General features: G+C 48.2%; 16 protein-coding genes, 1 pseudogene and 1 riboswitch. Of the genes and pseudogenes, 5 read left to right on the top strand and 12 right to left on the bottom strand.

Going from position 1 to position 19158, the window contains the following annotated elements:
* A partial coding sequence (locus ACQY6F_RS14775; protein WP_428775448.1) for a 3,4-dihydroxy-2-butanone-4-phosphate synthase occupies positions 1 to 335 on the bottom strand: 335 nt, incomplete at its 3' end.
* 105 nt (positions 336 to 440) lie between these two features.
* Positions 441 to 583: riboswitch (FMN riboswitch) on the bottom strand.
* Between the two features lie 383 nt (positions 584 to 966).
* Between ACQY6F_RS14775 and ACQY6F_RS14780 the strand changes: the two genes are divergently transcribed.
* Positions 967 to 2352 (top strand): FAD-binding oxidoreductase, encoded by a 1386-nt coding sequence (locus tag ACQY6F_RS14780; RefSeq protein WP_428775450.1) that lies wholly within the window; start codon positions 967 to 969, stop codon positions 2350 to 2352.
* A gap of 272 nt (positions 2353 to 2624) precedes the next feature.
* Entirely contained in the window at positions 2625 to 3803 is a 1179-nt protein-coding gene (gene malE, locus ACQY6F_RS14785) for a maltose/maltodextrin ABC transporter substrate-binding protein MalE (protein ID WP_428775451.1), read from the top strand.
* Between the two features lie 69 nt (positions 3804 to 3872).
* On the opposite strand, the gene ACQY6F_RS14790 is transcribed toward malE, so the two are convergent.
* A complete protein-coding gene (locus ACQY6F_RS14790; protein ID WP_428775453.1) occupies positions 3873 to 4769 on the bottom strand; it encodes a LysR family transcriptional regulator in 897 nt (298 codons plus the stop codon).
* A 143-nt stretch (positions 4770 to 4912) separates the two neighbouring features.
* Here ACQY6F_RS14790 and ACQY6F_RS14795 point away from each other — a divergent pair, with 143 nt between their 5' ends.
* Positions 4913 to 6544: a glycoside hydrolase family 13 protein gene (locus tag ACQY6F_RS14795; protein ID WP_428775454.1), complete on the top strand. Its 1632-nt coding sequence runs from the start codon at positions 4913 to 4915 to the stop codon at positions 6542 to 6544.
* A gap of 49 nt (positions 6545 to 6593) precedes the next feature.
* Here the strand turns inward: ACQY6F_RS14795 and ACQY6F_RS14800 are convergent.
* The 7 genes and pseudogenes from ACQY6F_RS14800 to ACQY6F_RS14830 form a co-directional block, all read right to left on the bottom strand.
* Positions 6594 to 6803 (bottom strand): annotated as a pseudogene (locus ACQY6F_RS14800) (integrase core domain-containing protein); the annotation flags it as partial.
* 46 nt (positions 6804 to 6849) lie between these two features.
* On the bottom strand, positions 6850 to 7236 hold the full coding sequence (locus ACQY6F_RS14805; protein WP_428775456.1) for a universal stress protein: 387 nt from the start codon (positions 7234 to 7236) through the stop codon (positions 6850 to 6852).
* 146 nt (positions 7237 to 7382) lie between these two features.
* Positions 7383 to 10430 (bottom strand): tetrathionate reductase subunit A, encoded by a 3048-nt coding sequence (locus tag ACQY6F_RS14810; protein ID WP_428775458.1) that lies wholly within the window; start codon positions 10428 to 10430, stop codon positions 7383 to 7385.
* A gap of 2 nt (positions 10431 to 10432) precedes the next feature.
* The gene (locus ACQY6F_RS14815) at positions 10433 to 11146 is read right to left on the bottom strand and encodes a 4Fe-4S dicluster domain-containing protein (RefSeq protein WP_428775459.1); all 714 of its coding nucleotides are present in this window, start codon (positions 11144 to 11146) and stop codon (positions 10433 to 10435) included.
* Between the two features lie 13 nt (positions 11147 to 11159).
* Complete coding sequence (locus ACQY6F_RS14820) at positions 11160 to 11933, bottom strand: formate dehydrogenase subunit gamma (RefSeq protein ID WP_428775460.1); 774 nt, start codon at positions 11931 to 11933, stop codon at positions 11160 to 11162.
* A 256-nt stretch (positions 11934 to 12189) separates the two neighbouring features.
* Positions 12190 to 12762: a TetR/AcrR family transcriptional regulator gene (locus ACQY6F_RS14825; RefSeq protein WP_428775461.1), complete on the bottom strand. Its 573-nt coding sequence runs from the start codon at positions 12760 to 12762 to the stop codon at positions 12190 to 12192.
* Between the two features lie 214 nt (positions 12763 to 12976).
* Positions 12977 to 14167, bottom strand: coding sequence for a DEAD/DEAH box helicase (locus ACQY6F_RS14830; RefSeq protein ID WP_428775470.1), 1191 nt, complete (start codon positions 14165 to 14167; stop codon positions 12977 to 12979).
* A gap of 188 nt (positions 14168 to 14355) precedes the next feature.
* Here ACQY6F_RS14830 and ACQY6F_RS14835 point away from each other — a divergent pair, with 188 nt between their 5' ends.
* Positions 14356 to 14709 (top strand): rhodanese-like domain-containing protein, encoded by a 354-nt coding sequence (locus tag ACQY6F_RS14835; protein ID WP_428775462.1) that lies wholly within the window; start codon positions 14356 to 14358, stop codon positions 14707 to 14709.
* Positions 14710 to 14827: 118 nt separating this feature from the next.
* Entirely contained in the window at positions 14828 to 16597 is a 1770-nt protein-coding gene (locus ACQY6F_RS14840; protein WP_428775463.1) for a phospholipase D-like domain-containing protein, read from the top strand.
* A 118-nt stretch (positions 16598 to 16715) separates the two neighbouring features.
* Here the strand turns inward: ACQY6F_RS14840 and ACQY6F_RS14845 are convergent, their stop codons facing one another.
* The 3 genes from ACQY6F_RS14845 to ACQY6F_RS14855 form a co-directional block, all read right to left on the bottom strand.
* Complete coding sequence (locus ACQY6F_RS14845) at positions 16716 to 16973, bottom strand: hypothetical protein (protein ID WP_428775465.1); 258 nt, start codon at positions 16971 to 16973, stop codon at positions 16716 to 16718.
* A 166-nt stretch (positions 16974 to 17139) separates the two neighbouring features.
* Entirely contained in the window at positions 17140 to 17778 is a 639-nt protein-coding gene (gene leuE, locus ACQY6F_RS14850; protein ID WP_428775467.1) for a leucine efflux protein LeuE, read from the bottom strand.
* Between the two features lie 163 nt (positions 17779 to 17941).
* Positions 17942 to 19024, bottom strand: coding sequence for a threonine aldolase family protein (locus tag ACQY6F_RS14855; RefSeq protein WP_428775468.1), 1083 nt, complete (start codon positions 19022 to 19024; stop codon positions 17942 to 17944).
* Between the last annotated feature and the right edge of the window lie 134 nt (positions 19025 to 19158).

Below are 19158 nucleotides of genomic sequence, written 5' to 3' on the forward strand. Positions count from 1 at the left end.
GCAGAGACTCCGGTTGTTACGCCCACTTTCGCCTCAATCGATACCGTAAAGGCGGTTTGATTGGCGCTGTTGTTGTTTTCAACCATAGGGGCCAGTTCCAGACGGTTGGCCTGCTCATCGGTCAGACAAAGGCAGACGATGCCGCTGCATTCGCGGATCATCAGTGCCATTTGTGCCGCGGTAAGATGCTGCGCTGAGTAGATAAGATCGCCTTCGTTTTCCCTGTCTTCGTCATCGAGCAACATGACGCCCTGGCCATTTTGTAGCGCAATAAGCGCGTTGTCGACACGGGTGATAGGATCGCCGAATTCGGCAAGTAGTGATGTCTGATTCATGGTTTACTCCATTGTTGATACCAGAATCAGGGCTAAATTGGAGGGTTAAAACACAATGCAAAATGCACCAGAAGAGCGTGTCAAAAAACGCGTTATCTGGTGTGTTTCAATTCTCTCTCATCCGGACTATAACCGTCGGCTCTGGCGTCTCACCAGATCTGCTGACCTCGACGAATCGAGCGCTCGCGGGCTCACCCATTGCTGGGTATACCGCCGGTGGGGAATTTCGCCCCGCCCTGAGAATTAACTATTTAAGATGTTGCCTGCAATCAGCAGGCGCAACCAGACTATTACAATAACCACCTGGGTGAAATCTTTTTATCGCCCATGAGGTAAAATTTTTCGTTCGGTCATCTGGCCATGCTCTGTTTCCCCTTGGAGGTAAATTAACCAAAGTATCATTAATAACACGCTATTCATCGGCTTTTGCACAGTTCAAGCCAAGCGTATATGCAGTGCATCAACTAGGATAATAACTAACGCCGCACCTGGTACACATCAGGAACGGATTACCCGAAAAGACCAAATAAAATGAAAGTATCGATTTACATGTGAGGATTCTGAACATTGTTCGAATTTGCACATAGACAATGTTCGCGAGCGATCATGTAAAACATGAGAGGCAACTCGTATGAATAGCATAGACAAAGCAAAGCTCGAAGATTTCAAAGACCACTTCGGCGGCGAACTGGTTTTCCCCACCGACCCATCCTATGAAGAAATACGCCAGATTTGGAATGCCATGATTGACCGCAAACCCGGTTTGATCGCCCGTTGTAAGTCGGCGGAAGATGTCGTCATGGCCGTTAACCTGGCCCGCGAAAATCAACTGCTGGTATCGGTTCGTGGTGGTGGCCATAACATTGCCGGTAACGCACTCTGCGATAATGGTTTGACCATCGACCTGTCACTGATGAAGCAAATCCATGTGGACCCGGTTACCAAGCGGGCAACCGTCGGCCCCGGCTGCACCCTGGGTGACCTTGATGAAGCCACCCTGAAACATGGCCTGGCCACCCCGGTAGGGATTAACTCAACCACAGGCATCGCGGGCCTGACCCTGGGCGGTGGCTTCGGCTGGTTAAGCCGCAAGTATGGCATGACCATCGACAACCTGATGTCTGCCAACGTGGTTACCGCCGATGGTCGTCAATTGCGGGCCAGTGCATCGGAAAACCCGGATCTGTTCTGGGGCCTGCGTGGCGGTGGCGGTAACTTTGGCATCGTCACCCAGTTCGAATTCCAACTGCACCCCGTTGGCCCCGATGTACTGAGTGGCCTGATCGTATTTCCATTTGACCAGGCAAAATCGATTATCAGCCAATTTGCCCGTTTCACCGAATCCGCGCCGGAAGAACTCAGCGTCTGGATGGTGACCCGTCAAGCACCACCACTACCCTTCCTGGCTGAAGAAGTGCACGGCAAAGAAATTGTGGTACTGGCTATCTGTTATGTAGGCGACCCTGCCGAAGGTGAAAAGCTCATTGCACCGCTGCGTGACTTCGGCACGCCTCATGGCGAGCATATTGGTGTACAGCCATTCAGTGCATGGCAGCAGGCCTTTGACCCTATGCTCACCCCTGGCGCGCGCAACTACTGGAAATCGCACAATTTCACCGAGTTGAGTGAGGGAGCGATTGATGCTGTGATTGAATACGCGGGAAACCTGCCGTCACCCCAGTGTGAAATCTTTATTGCCTCACTGGGCTGCGCCACTAGCCGGCCGGCGGCCGAATCCATGGCTTACTCAAGTCGGGATGCTCAATATGTGCTTAACGTTCATGGACGGTGGGATAGCCCAGCAGAAGACGAGCGCTGCATTGGGTGGGCGCGTGAGTTCTTTGCCAAAACCCAACCCTTTGCCAGCGAAGGCGCCTACATTAATTTCCTGACTCAGGATGAAGCGGAACGCATTGAATCGGCCTACGGCCCTACCTACGAACGTTTGCAGGAGCTAAAAGAGAAATACGACCCCGCCAACTTGTTCAGAGTGAATCAGAACATTAAACCTTACTGATCATCCCCTCCAACACGGCGCTCTGTTATTGAGTGCCGTGTTGATATCCTACCGTGCCGTTTCCGCTACAAATGACAGATATCGATTTGCTCACACTAATCGGTTCTTGATTCAGTAGCACAGAGTTTCATTTAAGTCGTTTTCTTTGACACCCAGCACATCCAAATTCGGTGATATAGCTTTTTTCTATAGAAAGGAACGAAATTTCTATTTTTTAATCGTTCAGTTGATCGTTAAGTTATCGGTTATCGAAACCACATGGATGAATTCTAATGAAGAAGCTCCTAAAACCTGTATCAATCTGTACTCTGGCGGTATTGGCGGCAAGCCCGGTGGCGGCCATGACTGAAGGTGAAATCACCATCTGGATCAATGGCGATAAAAGCTACGAAGGGCTGGCGAAAATTGGTAAACAATTTGAGCAAGACACCGGCGTGAAAGTAAACGTGCAACACCCTGAGTCCCTGGAAGAACGTTTTGTCAAAGTGGCCGCCAAAGGTTTAGGGCCTGATATCATTTTCTGGGCGCATGACCGGTTTGGTGGTTATGCTGAAGCGGGGCTGCTGAAAGAACTCAATCCAAGTGAAGAATTTAAACAAAAGCTGGTCGACTTCAGTTGGGACGCAGTAACGGTTAACGGAAAAATTGTCGGTTACCCAATGGCAGTTGAAACGCCTTCGCTTATCTACAACAAAGATCTGCTGCCCGAGCCACCCAAAACCTGGGAAGAACTCAGCGCCATTCACAAACAAATGGCCGCACAGGGCAAAACCGCCATTATGTGGGACGTGAAAAACGCGTACTTTACCTGGCCGATGATCTCCAGTGGCGGAGCTTACGCATTTGAGAAAGTCGCAGGTGGTTATAACGGTGCTAACACCGGGGTAAACAACCCAGCCGGGATTAAAGGCCTGCAATTCCTGGTCGATATGGTCAATCAGGGTGTGATCAATCCTGACATGGACTACTCAGTATCTGAAGCGGAATTTAGCAAAGGCGAAGTGGCGATGACCATCAACGGCCCCTGGTCCTGGGGTAACCTGGATAAAATGGGCGTCAATTACGGTGTCGCTGAGCTGCCAAGCCTGAACGGCGGTAAGGGTAACCCGTTCGTCGGCGTACTGAGCGCCGGGATTAACGCTGCCAGTCCGAACGATGACCTGGCGATAGAGTTTTTAGAAAACTACCTGTTTGTCGACGATGCACTAAAAGTGATGAACGATGACAAACCACTCGGTGCCGTCACGTTAAAGAGCTTCCAGCAGATCTTAGAAAGCGATGAGCGCATTAAAGCAACCATGCTCAATGCGGAAAATGGCGAAATCATGCCAAACATCCCGGCGATGACCGCTTATTGGTTTGCCGAAGGCGCGGCGATTGAAAACGCCATGCTCGGCAAGCAGACCGTCAAAGAAGCGCTCGATACCGCGGCGAAACAGATCGCACGATGATTCATCGACTCCATTTAACTGTTGTGTTTTTTACTTAGGGCAAGTTTACCCGTTTGGTATGCCGAGAGCTTAGCTCTCGGCTTTTTTATGGATCAGATTAATCAGCGCCTGGGTGGGTTCGGTAAAATCCCCCGCCTTAGTATAAATTCCTACCTGACCAACTTGCTGCTGATTCAGCCACAACATGGTAAGCCCGCGTCGCTCAAAATGGCCGCGCATTTGGGCGGTATACGGCATGATAGCATTGCTCATCTTGACCATATCAACGCTGGCCGACAAAGAATCGAGTTCGTACGTCACCCGGTTGTTTTGTGCCGAGACGGTGAACAGCTCTGCCCCCTCTTCAGTCAGTACATCACCGTGGCGGGCGTGGTCTGGTGTGACTTTAACCAGCGGATAGTCGCGCGCTTTTTCATTGATGTCAGACTGGCCGAGTAACGGATGCTGTGGCCGCACATACCAGGCTTCCTGCTCCTGAAATAACGGCGTAAACCGCACCCGGTGGCGAGATTTGATCCCGGAGATTTCATGGCCGACAAACAGGTCGATATCGTCATTGATCAGGTGGTGCAACATCGACAGCCCATTGCCAAACTCAATGTGCATAGAACTGTTGGGAAACTGCTGGCTGAACTGCCGAACCGCCTCCGCGCCAAAGCATTCCCACCACGCTTCGCCGATACCGAGTTTGACCTTACCGCCACTTCTCAGCTTCATGTCGGAGAGCTGATGCATCATCTGGGTATGCTTCTCCTGCACATCCTGGACATATCGGAAGTAAACCCAGCCATAAGCGGTCAGCTCCACCCCTTTTGATTTGCGCACGAACAGTTCCGTGCCCAACTGCTCTTCCAGTTTTTTGATTGCCGTGGTGAGTGAAGGCTGGCTGATAAAAAGCTTATCTGACGCCGCCTTGATGCTGCCCTGGCGGGCAACCTCATAAAAATAACGATACTGTTTGTCCATCTGCTGTAACTTCGCCGTAAAGGAATCAACAGAGTAGCGCCTGATATTGATTTTTTCTATATGACATTTAAAACAATCAATTATTTTTCTCGCCATCGGTCCGCTATAGTCAGGGATATATTGAAATATTGTAGGGCCAAAGCATGGAAAAACGTTGGTGGCATGACAGTGTGGTATATCAAATTTACCCACGCAGCTTTTGTGATTCGAACAACGATGGTATCGGAGATATCCAGGGCATCATCAGTAAACTCGATTACCTTAATAACTTGGGTATTGACGTTATCTGGCTGTCGCCTGTGTATCAGTCGCCGATGGATGACAACGGCTATGACATCTCAGACTACCAGGCCATTGCGCCAGAGTTTGGCACCATGGAAGACATGCGCGAGCTGATTGCCTTAGCCAAACAGCGTGGCATCCGTATCGTGATGGATTTGGTGGTCAACCATACCTCCGACGAACATCCCTGGTTTATTGAATCCAAACACAATCCAGACAGCGAGTACCGAGATTTCTATATTTGGCGTGAAGCTGGTGAAAATGGCGCTCCACCCAGTGACCTCGGCTCAATTTTTGGCGGCAGTGCCTGGCAGTGGGATGAACAGAATCAGATGTACTACTTCCACCTGTTTTCTAAACGCCAGCCGGATCTGAACTGGCAGAATCCACAGGTTCACGACAAAGTGTTTGAGATGATGAACTGGTGGATTGACCAGGGGATTGGCGGTTTCCGACTCGACGTCATCGACCTGATCGGCAAAGAGATCGACAAAAGCATCACCGGCAACGGTGACAGGCTGCACCCGCTACTGCAAAAAATGAACAGAGCCACCTTTGGCGACAAAGATCTGTTAACTGTGGGTGAAACCTGGGGCGCGACGCCGGAAATTGCCAAGCTTTACAGCGATCCGGCCCGTCATGAACTGTCTATGGTGTTTCAGTTTGAACATATCACCCTGACCTGGCAAAACGGCGATAAATGGCAACCGAAACCACTTAACCTGAATGAACTCAAGCAGGTGCTAACCAAGTGGCAGCTGGAGCTTAAAAACCAGGGCTGGAACTCGCTGTTCTGGAACAACCACGACTTGCCGCGGGTGGTATCCAAATACGGCTGCGACAAACAGTACCGGGTCGAATCCGCCAAAATGCTGGCCACTACCCTGCACTTTATGAAAGGCACCCCGTATATCTATCAGGGTGAAGAGATCGGCATGACCAATGTCGCTTTTGAGCGCCTCGAGCAGTATCAGGACATCGAAACGCTCAACTTCTACAAGGTGAAAACCGAATCAGGCTTCAGCCATGAACAGATGATGACCGCGATTCACGAAAACGGCCGAGACAATGCCCGAACACCAATGCAGTGGAACCGTCAGCCGCATGGCGGCTTTACCGGCGGCACACCATGGCTGGAGGTGAACCCCAACTACCCGCAGGTCAACGTGGCGGCGGCGCTGGAGGAGCAAGACTCGATTTTCTATCACTATAAAAAGTTGGTGGCGCTGCGTAAAACGCATCCTGTCATCGTCTACGGTGACTTTATTCCGCTGCTGAAAACCCATCCAAAGTTGTTTGCCTATGAGCGCAAAAATGACGATGAACATATTGTGGTGCTGAATAACTTCAGTGCCGGCGCCTTAACCGTCGAACTGCCCGGCCACCTGGCCAACCGGCACGTATCGACACTGATCTGCAATCTTAACCCAGTCGATCAACTAAGCAGTTCTATCGAGCTACAGCCCTACGAGTCCCTGGCGCTTAAGCTATAAGGATTTAGAGACACACTCTCCGTGTCTCGTCCTAAAATACGTTGACGATTTACGAAGCCAGTAGCTCAAACCGCTGGCTTTTTTCATGCACTACGCTTGGTGTTTTCATACTAAGGCTGAGGTGCAGACTGATATTGTTATAAATCACTAAGGATTCATCTACGATCTTTTCAATCTCATTGATATCATTACAACGAGTCAGCAAGAAATCTTGCTTAACGATGCCATTTACTCTCTCCGCTAACGCATTCTGATAACATCTTCGTTGTAGCTGTGTCGGATACAGGTGACGATAAGGGTCATCACTATTCCAGATAAACCACCAGCAAATCCGCCTCAACCGCATTGGCTAACTTCGGAATTGACGAAAACAGCTTACTCAACACTTTATGATGATGACCACAGACGACAAGATCGGTGCCTCTTTCTTTGGCTATACCCGCCAGTTTGATATGCAAGTCGCCAATGACCACTAAAGCTTCTTCAACCGGGTAACCACAGTTATCAGCCAGGGCCTGCAATTGGGTCTCTAACTCCTGCTCTTCTTTGGGAGTTATCACCACATCATCAACATCGACGAAAACAAAAGTAAGTTTACTCTTGGCACTTTGGGCTAACACAATCGCTTTCTCAATCACTATCTGACTGGAAGGCGTTAAATCGACCGCAACTAGAATTTGTTTGTAGCTCATTACGTTCTCCCTGGTTATTGCTATTTAGTTACCCTAAGTCTAGCAGCCAAGAGGATTAGGTTAATTTGAGTACAAACAATCTTCCGCTTCGATTATTTCGGGAAATGACTGGCAGGCAGAGTAACGTCTGTCTGCCAGTGGCATTTTTACGCTTTTTCGATTTTAACCGGAACACCGTGACGGGCAGTGGAACCAAATGTCACATCCCGGTACAGACTGGCACCTTTTCGGGTCGGATCGACGACATTAAAGGCATTAACCGCCATGCCACCTCGTCGTTGTGGAATGGCCGCCAGTACTTCACCATCGATGGTTATGTCGCTGGCACCGAACGCCGTGTGGCCAAATCCCAAAGGCACTACGATGCAGCCTCTGGCTACGGTTTCGTCGGCCTGAACAATCCCCTCGATACTGACCCCTTTCGGCGAAATCACCTTGGCAAAGTCACCGCTTTTTAACCCGTATGTCGTTGCATCATCCTTATGGATCTGGATGAAGTTGTGATCCCCCAGTGCAGTAATGCTGTCCAGGTTGACAGAATATGGGCTGCGCAGCTGATGCTTAAAGGTAGAGAAGTGGAACGGATACTCCTCCTCTTTCCAGACATCGCGTATCGCGGTTCCATCCCAGAATCTCTGTTGGTCAAAGACCGGTACACCTTCCAGATATTGTCCGGAATGGAAATTGGTTATCTGTGCCAACCCTTCGTTGTACACCTGGAACTGCGCGTCCCAACGCATCATTTCACTAAAGAACTCGCCTTCATAGCGGCTTGCTACCGGATAGTAGCGGCCGCCCCGGGTAAACAGGAACATAGTCGGACCAATTTCGCCAGGCTTCAGGCGGGCTTTTAAATCTGGATAGATACGATCTACGCTGGTAAATCTGACATCAGCGTCTGTTGGCACCGGCAATACAGTATCGCTGTGCGCCAGATTGGCCAGCAGTGGAATATAGTAGTCCTCCGGGGTATGCAGTGCCTGAGCTTTACCCGCAACATCTTTGAATGCCGTGTCACCGTAGCCTTTCAGCCCAACCGTCTTGGCGACATCAATCAGAAACTGCTCCATGCATACTCGGTTACCTTCAGCGTTAAGTGGTGTTCTTGGCTCAATGATAGGGAATGACACTACGTCACCCATTAGCTCACTGCCCCACTGACGCGAGGCACCCCACTGTTCGTATTGCGCCAGATCGGGCACAAAGTAGTCGGCATAGACGTTTGTTTCATTAAAGTAGGGGTCGGTGGCGATGATTAGCCCCAACTGTTTAGGATCACGAATCGAATCTTCAACCTGATCTTTTAAACCTGAACACGCATAGAGTGGATTGTTCGCCCATGCTATCCAGGCTTTAAACTGGAACGGGTTTGCATTGGCATGTGCTACCAGCAGTTCACCCGCATTGTCCTGGACAAAGGTTTCATTCCAAGGTTGTTCGGACGGGAAAGGATTGACTCCTGTGCGGACCTTTTCCTGATATTCATGGCTCTGACGGTAATCACCTGAACGCTCCGCATTAAAACCACTCAGACTGGCGTGCTCAAACGCCATCAGATCATACAGTGGTGAAGTATTTTCATATCCGACTCCGCCGGTATGAAGCATTCCCCCCTTGGCATTGTGAGCCCCAACAAGCGTTGCCAGCATGATCATGGCAAAGCCGAACTGACCACCATCTGTCGCGTTACAACCCGTATTGGTTTCGATAGCTACCCTGCGGCCATGAGAGCTGAACTCCTTGGCAAGCTCAATGATTTTGCTCTCTGGGATCTGACACACCTGCGAGTACTCTGCGAGGGTAAACTTATTGACTCGTTCCATCAGCAGGGAGAACGCCGTAGCCACTTTAACCTTCTGGCCGCCTTGTGTTTCTACTTCACCGATAAAGCGAATATCGCATGGTTCGGAGCTATCAGACGTTACCAGTGCATGAGTAGCCTGATCCATCACCATCTTGGTAGCTGCATCACCTCGCCCACACGCTTCTGCAGTAAGGAAGCGACGATAAAGTGGATGTGATTCATCCGTCACAACCAGATAAGGGGCGTTGGTATAGTTGACCTCACCATTTTTGTAGGCTCCTTGCTGGCTTGAAGCAGACAGGTAGGTTTTGTTATATCTCTCATTGTTAATGATGTACTGCATCATCGCGTGCATCAGCGCCGTGTCGCCGCCGGATCGAATCGGCACCCATTCACACTTGTCACTGCTGGACGAACCGGTCAGAGAACGAAGAATCGGATCTATCACAACATATTTGAAATTAGGATTCTGAACACGAGCATCAGCCAGGCGCTTCGAACAGGAATTAAGACTGTTCCCACTCAGGCCCGGGTTGGTGCCGATAAAAATCGCAAACTCGCAGTGTTCGAAATCTGTGGTCGGCAACGCGCCACTATTGGCGCCATCTTCCACACCGAGAGCACAGCCGGCAACTTGCTGATGTCCACAGTAGGAATCCTTATTGCCAATGTTGGGTGTTCCCCAGGCGGCTTCAGAGAATCGTTTATAGAAATCCCACCGCGCAGGATCTTCAGAGCAACCTGTCATCAGCAACTGGTTTTTCTTGGGTCCAAAATCCGGATACGCCGGGTTCGCAACTGTGGTGTCGTCATAGATAGCCGCGAGCCCTTCTACCGGCCCCTCACCGAACAAGTCGCCACCATCGACCACTTCTTTCAGTAGCTGTTCATAACTGATCGATTCCCAGCGGTTTTCGCCACGTTTACCCACCCGTTTGAGGCACTGCGTCACCCGGCGGGGATCGGTGACGGCATCCGGTACTGCATTGCCCCGGCCACACAGTGTTGAGCGATTGGTATTGCCTTGTTCGCCGACCAGCTGCCGCATGGCGTCTTCTGGGGTAACCTCCATGGCAACCGGATTGCCTGATTGCGTAGATAATGCATACGGGTTACCACTTACCCGGATAATTTTACCTGTGTTGTTATCGATCCTGATTCGTGCACCGCATACGTTGTAACACCCAAAGCACTTGGTAAAGGCAAAGCGCTGATTCGGGTTGCTGACCAGTTTGCCGTCAGGAGCAATGGTGAACTCGGGTTCCGCGCTCAATGGTGCAAAGCGCTTGATATCCTGAGTTTTTTTATCATTGCCAGCAGTCGCTGTTCCTGCCAAGCCACCCGTCGCGGCGAGTGCGGCACCTGATTTTAAGAATTGTCTACGATCCATAATTAACGCTGCCATGTTAGTTCTGAGTTAAGGTCATAAGGCTGGTTACTTTCTTGTTCGGTCAGACCGATATAAAACACATTCGGTTTAGTGTTCTTGTCTGACTGAAGTACCAGAGCCTGATGCTCTTGGATGAGCTTAGAAACCTGACTTTGGGGATCATTTAAGTCACCAAACACTCGTGCCCCACCGGTACAGGTCTCGACGCATGCCGGCAACAGACCTTGCGTTGTTCGCTGAATACAGAAATTGCATTTGTCCATCGTGCCGGTTTTGCTGTTGGTAAACCTTACGCCGTCATAAGGGCAGGTATAACTGCAGAAGTTACAGCCGACACAACCACTGCTATCGACCACAACGATACCATCTTCTTCCCGTTTGAACGTTGCGCCGGTAGGACACACCTTAGTGCAAACCGGGTTGTCGCACTGATTGCAAAGCAGAGGCAGGTTCACGACATAGTCCTTACCATTGATCTTTGTCGAGCTTTGCAAAACCTGAGTTCGGTGTTCGTCCGGAGCATTGCCGTTCTCTTTGCCGCATGCAGTGACACAGGCTTTACAGCCGTTACATCGGCGAAGATCAATCACCATTGCTAACTTCTTACTGCCTGGTCTTGAATCTGTGGCTATCACAGAACCGATGACAGGTGAGGCTGAAACCAGTGTCAATGAGCCACCGCCGGCTATCAGTTTTATCGCTTTACGTCTATCCATTGTACGGTTCGCCTTATTGCTGATCTTCGTTAAGTGATGCATACCAGCGGTTGTGGTGCTGCTTGGCCCAGTTTTCATCACACTTGCCCGTAATCATGTTGCTGAGGCCACCTTCGGAAATGACCGTCGCCATAAAAATGTGTACCACAGCGAATGCACCGATAATCATTGCGGACAAGGCGTGAAGCGCGATAACCAGAGGCGCATACTGGTGTGAAGGAGCGAGTGGTGGAAAGAGCAGCATCAGGCCGGTAACCGAAAGTGAAACAAACGTCGCCGAAAATACCCAGAACCAGAGCTTTTCTCCGCCGTTAGCGAAGCCAGCTTCCGGATGTTGTTTGCTGCCAAAATTGATATAACCACCGGCTTTTAGGAACCAGTCAATATCGTAGGCTTTGAACAACTGCTGCTTCCACCACATAGCGACCATGAGTAAACCGCCAAACATAAACGGATAGACGGCGATTTCATGCAGCGACGATGCAAGTTGGACTGCTCCAGCCCACTCTGCGCTGCCTGGCGTAAATATGACTTTGCCCGCTCCGATAACAATGCCGCTAAGGATAAGTACCAGGCAAGGAATCGCGCCAAGCCAATGCACCATAACGCTGCGCACAGACCAGCGGCGAATGAGTTGACGGCTGAATCCGTTATCGAGTTTTGACGTGCCATTAAAAATGACAAATAGCCCCATGATGATGACTACACCTGCGACGCTGGAAACCAATAACCACGGTAAGGCGGACTGACTGGACAGCATATCGAGCCATATTGTTGACTGTTGCATACAGACTCCTTCGAGAAATTAAATCAATAAGCTTTTGATAAGTTACCAATGGTAACTAATATTTTCCCGAATGTTACCATTGGTAACTTGAGTGAATTGTGAGTCTTGTGGTGTTTTAATATCCCCGATATCAATATGGTTTAATATCGAAAGGTTAATTCACACATGATTGATTTTAATCAAGAAAAACAAACGACCCGGAGAGTGTAAACTGCATCCGGGTCGTCAATAGGAAGAAAGGTAACGGCTGTGGTATTTAGCTGGTAATGATCTTATATACCTGCTCTTTCAGATATGAAAGCCCTAACTCAGCGGGCACTTTTTCTGAAACAATAATCGAACCAACAGAATCAATGATGCCGTAAACCGCGAGTAGCTTCATTCTGTTTGTGTGTGCGTCCTCATCAAGAGGAAGCTGAAATATTTCCGAATAGGCGTTAACAAAAAAGTCCAGCACTTCTTCCTGAAGCCCGGTATTTGCAGGAAAACACTTTAGTGCAGCCAAAGTAATATCGTAGATTTCGCCGTTCTGTCTCATACAGTTAATATAAGAGTCACAGAGAATAGAAACCGTTTCCGCTAGTGATAGATTGTTACTGTCTTTCGCAACTTGAATAGACTCGATCAGGCGCTGATCGATACCCTGATAAATCTGTTTCAGTAAGTTTTCTTTACTCACGAAGTGATTGTAGGCAATGGGCTTTGTGACCCCGGCTTTTTCAGCGACTGTTGCGAGTGTCAGTCCTTCAGCGCCAGCTTCGCGCAAAATAGTGATTGCAACCGACAAGAGTTGCTCCCTTCTCTCATCTTTTTGCATACGTTTGGACATACTGAAACTCCGAAAAATCCATTTTGGTTACGATAACTGACTGGAAAATAATACTTATCCTTATTAGGCGGTACAAGCTCAGCGAACGTGTTCGTTTTCGAAACCGCGTTTAAACCGCCATTTTACTACGCCATAGCAACAAAAAGGCCGACTGAATTCAGCCGGCCTCAGGTGTTTACTTTTTCAAGTCAAAACCAGTCAAATGTATGTGGTTTTACTGCTGCGTGCGTTTATGTTTAGGTACGTAGTTGAGAATCGAGATCGGCACCGGCTTTTTCGGTTCGAACCCTTCTATTACCCTGCGATCAATCAGATGACCTAAACGGCTTTCGATCATGCACAGGTTTTTGAAATTGTCTTTCGATACAAAGGAAATTGCTTCACCGCTGGCGCTGGCCCGGCCGGTACGACCAATACGATGGACATATTCATCTGCCGGGAAAGGCAGGTCGTAATTCACCACTCGGGACAATTCCTCGATATCAATACCACGGGCGGCCACGCCGGTGGCAACCAGATACTTGATCTCACCGGCTTTAAACGCCCGCAACAACTTAGCCCGGGCATCCTGGCTACGACCGCTATGAAAGGCCTCCGCACTGATGCCTCGCTTTTCTAGCTGAGACACCAACTTGGCGGCGCCATGCTTGGTTTCGATAAAAATCAGCGCCTGGTCCCAGTCATTTTCGGTAATCAAATGACTCAACAATGCTGATTTTTTGTCTTTATCGACTGTGATCAACCACTGCTCAATATTAGCTTTAGATGCCTGGTTAGCCGCAATGGTGATCTCATATGGGTCATGTACGGCGCTTTTCGCCAGGTCACGTACTTTACGCGACAGCGTGGCCGAGAACAGCAGGCACTGGATTTCGCTCGGTAAGCGGTCGATGATCTTGTTGATGTCGTCGATAAAGCCCATATCCAGCATGCGATCGGCTTCGTCCAGCACCACCATTTCCACTTCCTCGAAGTAGACTGCGCGCTGGCCATACATATCAATTAAGCGGCCAGGCGTCGCCACCAGCACATCCACGCCTTCTATCAAGCGCTGCTTCTGTAGCTTTTCATCGACCCCGCCATACATAGCCAGGCTTTTCAAACCGGTGTACTTGCCGTAGAGGTCTATTTTTTCCGCTACCTGAATGGCCAGTTCACGGGTCGGAACCAGGATCAGTGCGCGGATGCGCTTCTTACGCTGCGTTTGACCCGCCAGCAGTTTTTCCAGTATTGGTAATACAAAGCTGGCCGTTTTACCGGTACCGGTTTGCGACGCAGCAATCAGGTCCTGGCCGCGCAAAATCACGGGAATTGCTTGGTTTTGAATGTTGGTGCTATTTTGATAACCGAGTTCCGCGACTGCTTTAGTCAGTGCATCACTCAAGCCAAGTTTGGAAAATGACATGGAAAGAACCTGAATAATTAATTGATACCGCAGAGCACTCTCTGCCAGGGCGAGCAATTCTAGCATGAAGCCACAGCTCGGCAGAATGAAAATATCTCGATTGGCTAGGAGAACAAAAAGGAGTAACGTGTCTAAACAATATATAGCTGAATGTTAATTACTTTTTATTCGTCATGGAGGAATTCAAAATGAAAAAATTGCTTACGATTCTGATCGCGACTATGGCTTTGACGCTGGCCAGTGGATCCGTGTTTGCCTCTGATCGAGCAGACAAAGGCTGGCAGTTAATTGAACAGGGCGCAATGATTGTCGATGTTCGTACCCCAGGGGAGTTTGCCTCCGGTCACCTGGATAACGCGATTAATTTTCCACTGTCTGAAATTGAGCAGCACTTTGCCGATATCGATAAAACACAGTCGATAGTGGTTTACTGCCGTAGCGGCAACCGCTCTGGCAAAGCCTACGATTACCTGGTATCGCAAGGTTTTACCAACGTACACAACGGCGGTGGTTTACAAGAGATGCAAGCTGCGATTAAGTAGTAAGATTCAATAAGGTTCGCCTAATCAATCGAGGCGAACACTTTTATTAAACTGTTTAAACTACAATTCATAGAAGTATCTTTACGCTCTGACAGTTTGGTGCAAAAGGAGAGCTCCGATGAATGGAATCTATCTTATATTGGTACTTTTAGTTGGTAATTTATTAGCAGCTTGTAGCACAATTTCCACCCCTCCCGATAACGCCATCCGTGATACCTGGACTGAACAACACATGGAAAATCGTAGATGGCGCTCCCCTGAAGAACAACAAAGAGACTATATAAAACTAGCATCAGAATCTTCTCTGCCTATCCAGGATTCTTGGGTTAAAGTCATCGGTACAGATACCAATAGTTCGATCCAAAGTCTCGCCGATAAAATATATCTTATCGAACATGCCAAATATTCAATAGACCTCACCTATTATATCTTTTCTACCGATATTGCCGGCAGCGCAATGTTAGGGGCGTTATGTGAAGCCGTACAAAGAGGCGTAGATATCCGGATCATGGTTGATAGCTTGGGATCATTCAGCTTAATCCATGAAGACTTAAAAGGTTTGAAACAATGCGAGAATAAAGCCGGGTATGTTAAAAACGAAAGCGGTAACGTAACCACACAAAAAGCACGTGTCCAAGTCGTTGTATTTAATGCTATGACAAAATGGGATTCAGACTTCAATCGTCGATCTCACGACAAGTTACTGATTGTGGACGGGGCCTATCCAAAAGATGCCGTGTTAATCACGGGTGGCCGTAACATATCCGTTCACTATTATGCAATTGACGAAAAGGCTTTACCTGATCCAGGCGCGTTCAAAGACATTGAAATCATATTAAAACCTAGTGATAGCGCAACTGCTGAGACTTCGCCGACTCAACTTGCAGAATACTATTACTCAATTCTCTTTTCTAAACCAGGGAATAAAAACCTCACTACCTTTGTCACTTACAAAAGAGCCATGGAGCACGAGAAGAGTCAGCTCGAATACCTCAAGAACAGTCCAGCATTCAAAAATGCTTACCAAAAATCAGCAAACCATTTGAACCATGGATTTTCATTGACACAAACACGTTTTGCTCACGAGTTAGATAACCTCATTAATGAAAATCTAGTGTCCAGCTATAGTCACAATAAATTAAAAAATGCCAACTCAATTAGTGGAATACTAGGCCGTGTAGGATATGAGAATTTTGATATCAAAAAAGTTAGAATCGTGTCTCCCTATCTGTTTTTGCAATCCGACCTTTTAAAAGACCAAGAAGTAATTAGTAAGAATATTAATGTTACGCTCGAATGGTTAGACAAAGACCCAGACCGAAGTATCGAAATAATCACCAACTCAGTGCTCACCAGTGATAACTTTTTCACCCAAGCGGTGATCGATATGCACACTGCGCCACAGTTATTAATGACTGAACAAGAAAGGCAACAGTGGCTCGACAGCGATCTTAGCCAGAATGAAGAAAACCAACAGTTTATAAACTCCGAATCTTGGCAAAAATTAATCAACCATCCTCGAATTATATTTTATCAATTAGGTAAATCAGATGCAGTCAATCTAGGCGGGAGTGAATATTACGGAAAACTGCATGCGAAATTTGTCATCGCTGACGACCGGGCTTTCGTCGGTACTACCAACTTAGATTTTCGTTCATTGCTTTACAATAACGAGATGGGATTCTTCTTATTAGGTGGCGAAGTGATCGACCGTTTGAATGCTGAATTTGATTTACTCCAGACCCAGTCCAACCGTTGGGGTAGTAAGGACTGGTTGGAAATGAGGCATAAGGTTCGTGAAGTCGGCGGGATGAAAGGATTCACAACCAATGAACAGAGAGCCATCTATAAATCTTTAGAAAATACAGGTCTGATATACCAGTTTTAAGGTCCTTATTAGATTCGCATACACACTCAACTATCAACCAAGCAAAAGGCCAACGTCAAAGAAGTTGGCCTTTTTATATTGCGAGTACACATTGGGACTTACGGTAAGATCTGTCTGATTAGCGAATAAATTGCAGTTTATCGAAACCTTTATCGGTTAAAAGCAGCGCTTGCTTGTCGTCACTTTTTTGCTCGACAAATCCCTGCGCCTTTAACCATTCAAGTCCTTGATTTAACTCACTGATGGCAAAGTTTTCTGATTCGATTTTTGCTTGTAGTAAACCGTATTGAAGTAGATCCCCGGCATACTTTCCTTTTTCTTTGAAAATGAGCAAAACCAATCGTCCAATCGCTTCAGTTGTAGAGTACGCTGTCATCGAATTCTCCTGTTCAATGCTAGGAACTGTCATCCGGTAACAGAAGATTATATGGTTACCGATACAACATACCCTATAATACATCAGACAGTTGGCCTTCATAAAGTGAAACCCAAAACCAACTGGTGAAGTTATGAACTGGATCTACTGCTTTGCTCTGAACCCCTCAGCTCAAACTGGCTAAACGTGCGGCAAATCCCATAAACAACATGCCGAGTAATCCGTTGCCAATTTTCGACAGTGATTGGTTGTTTTTAAACATTTGCGTCAGTGATGTACCGACAAATATCAGCAGACTTAAGTAGAGAATACTCACCACCTGCAGGATGGTCGCCAGCACCAGGTATGAAAGCCAGGTGTGCTCAAAGCTGTAATCGATAAACTGAATAAAGAACGACACATAAAACAGGATCGCTTTTGGGTTTGTCAGGCTCAGAGTCAGTGATTTACGGAACACTTTCTCCCGCTTCAGCACGACGCTGGCCTCTTGTGCTTGGTCACGCTTGATCCAGTAGTGATAAATCAACTTGCTGCCCAAATACAACAAATAAGTCGCACCGAGATAACGGATGACGGTAAACAGTAGCGGGGAAGCCTGAATAACAGATGCCACACCCAGATAGGCGAGGAGAATTAACACAGCATCACCGACCAGCACGCCAGACGCCGCTTTATAGCCGTTTTTGATCCCATAGGATGAAGCTGTTTTTAATACATACATAGAGTTAGGACCGGGCGTGAGGATAATCATGACTAATCCCACCAAATACGTCCAAATATTAATCACGCCAAACGCTTCTAGCATGTTCTTTCTCGCAACAAATTGACCATATGAATAACCGATATTTAACGCATAACCAGCATAAAGTCTATCCCTGTAATCAGGACGGCATTCGTTAAATTGCGAGTGCTAAATAAGCGGCCATCTTTCATGGGATTTTTTGTCTGTATAGCCGCGTACGTAACGGTTAGCTAGCTTCGCACTCCTGAACCAGCTTGGCGAAGATTTCACGCAACTGCTGATCATCTATCGCCAGCAGATTGTCACCAATATACCATTCAATCAGTGACTGATTTGGATGGCCGGTGACCTGGGGATTACCCAGCCAGATGCCTTTTTCGGTGGCAAACTTTCGCTGGATCTGCAGTGCTTTGTCATGACTCACAGGTAAAATTAAATGCAGCATATTGGCCTGCGGCGCGGCCGGATTCACCGCCAAAGCGGGAAATTCGTTAATAATGGCGCAGACCTGCTTGGTCCGTTCAAACAGCTGTGGCAGTTTAGCGAGGCGCTCGTCAAACTGCATCGCAGCAGAGACGACATAAGGCGTACGGTGGTACACATTGCCACCCTGCCTCCTCATCCACAGTGACGCCAATTCAATAAACTCTCTAGAACCGAGCAGCATCGCACCACCTAAGCCGTTAATGCCTTTGTATAAAGAGACATAAGCCGTATCGAAGCCGGATGCTATTTCAGCGTAAGGCTTCTGATAGTAGGCGCCAGCTTCCCAAAGACGGGCGCCATCCATATGCAGGTGGATGTCTTGCGCTTTGCAGTAGGATTTGATCTGTTCTAGCTGTTGCCAGGCAGGTAATTGACCGCCTATTTCACGCATCGGCAGTTCATACAGGGCAGCGGCTATTTTGTCCGGCCAGGCCTGCAGATCTTCGACTGTCCAGCACTGATACTGGTTGCCAAGCGGCAGCACCTGAAAACGTTGCTGCAGTTGGTAGCCCTGCCCTTCATGCAAATAAACATGGCAAGACGGATGCATTGCCACCACGGGATTGGCTTTTTGCTTCGCCACCAGCTCCAACACTGTAGGTTGCGTCAGAGTGCCGGTAATCACAAACAAGCCAGCTTCATAGCCGAGCAGATCCGCCACTTTCTGTTCGAAATGTTGAATGGTGTCGCCTTCCCCATAAACATCATGTTGAACCTGGTGCTGTTCACACCAATTTGCCATCTTGGCAAAGTGTTCTGCCGGCGAGTCCTCTTTGTTGCCCGGAATGATGACGTCACATAGGTTTTTTAGCTGGCTGCTCATTACTCTTCCTTTAGATTCATAAACCTGAAGCAATCTAGCCGCTGGTCAACTATTAGTAAAGCGGGTCTGTCTGCTTAACCAAGCAGCAGCACCCAATAGGAAAAAACAAAAGGGGAACGAGTTTACCTCGTTCC

Source organism: Vibrio sp. (assembly GCF_050299255.1).
In the GTDB taxonomy this organism is placed as follows: Bacteria; Pseudomonadota; Gammaproteobacteria; order Enterobacterales; family Vibrionaceae; genus Vibrio.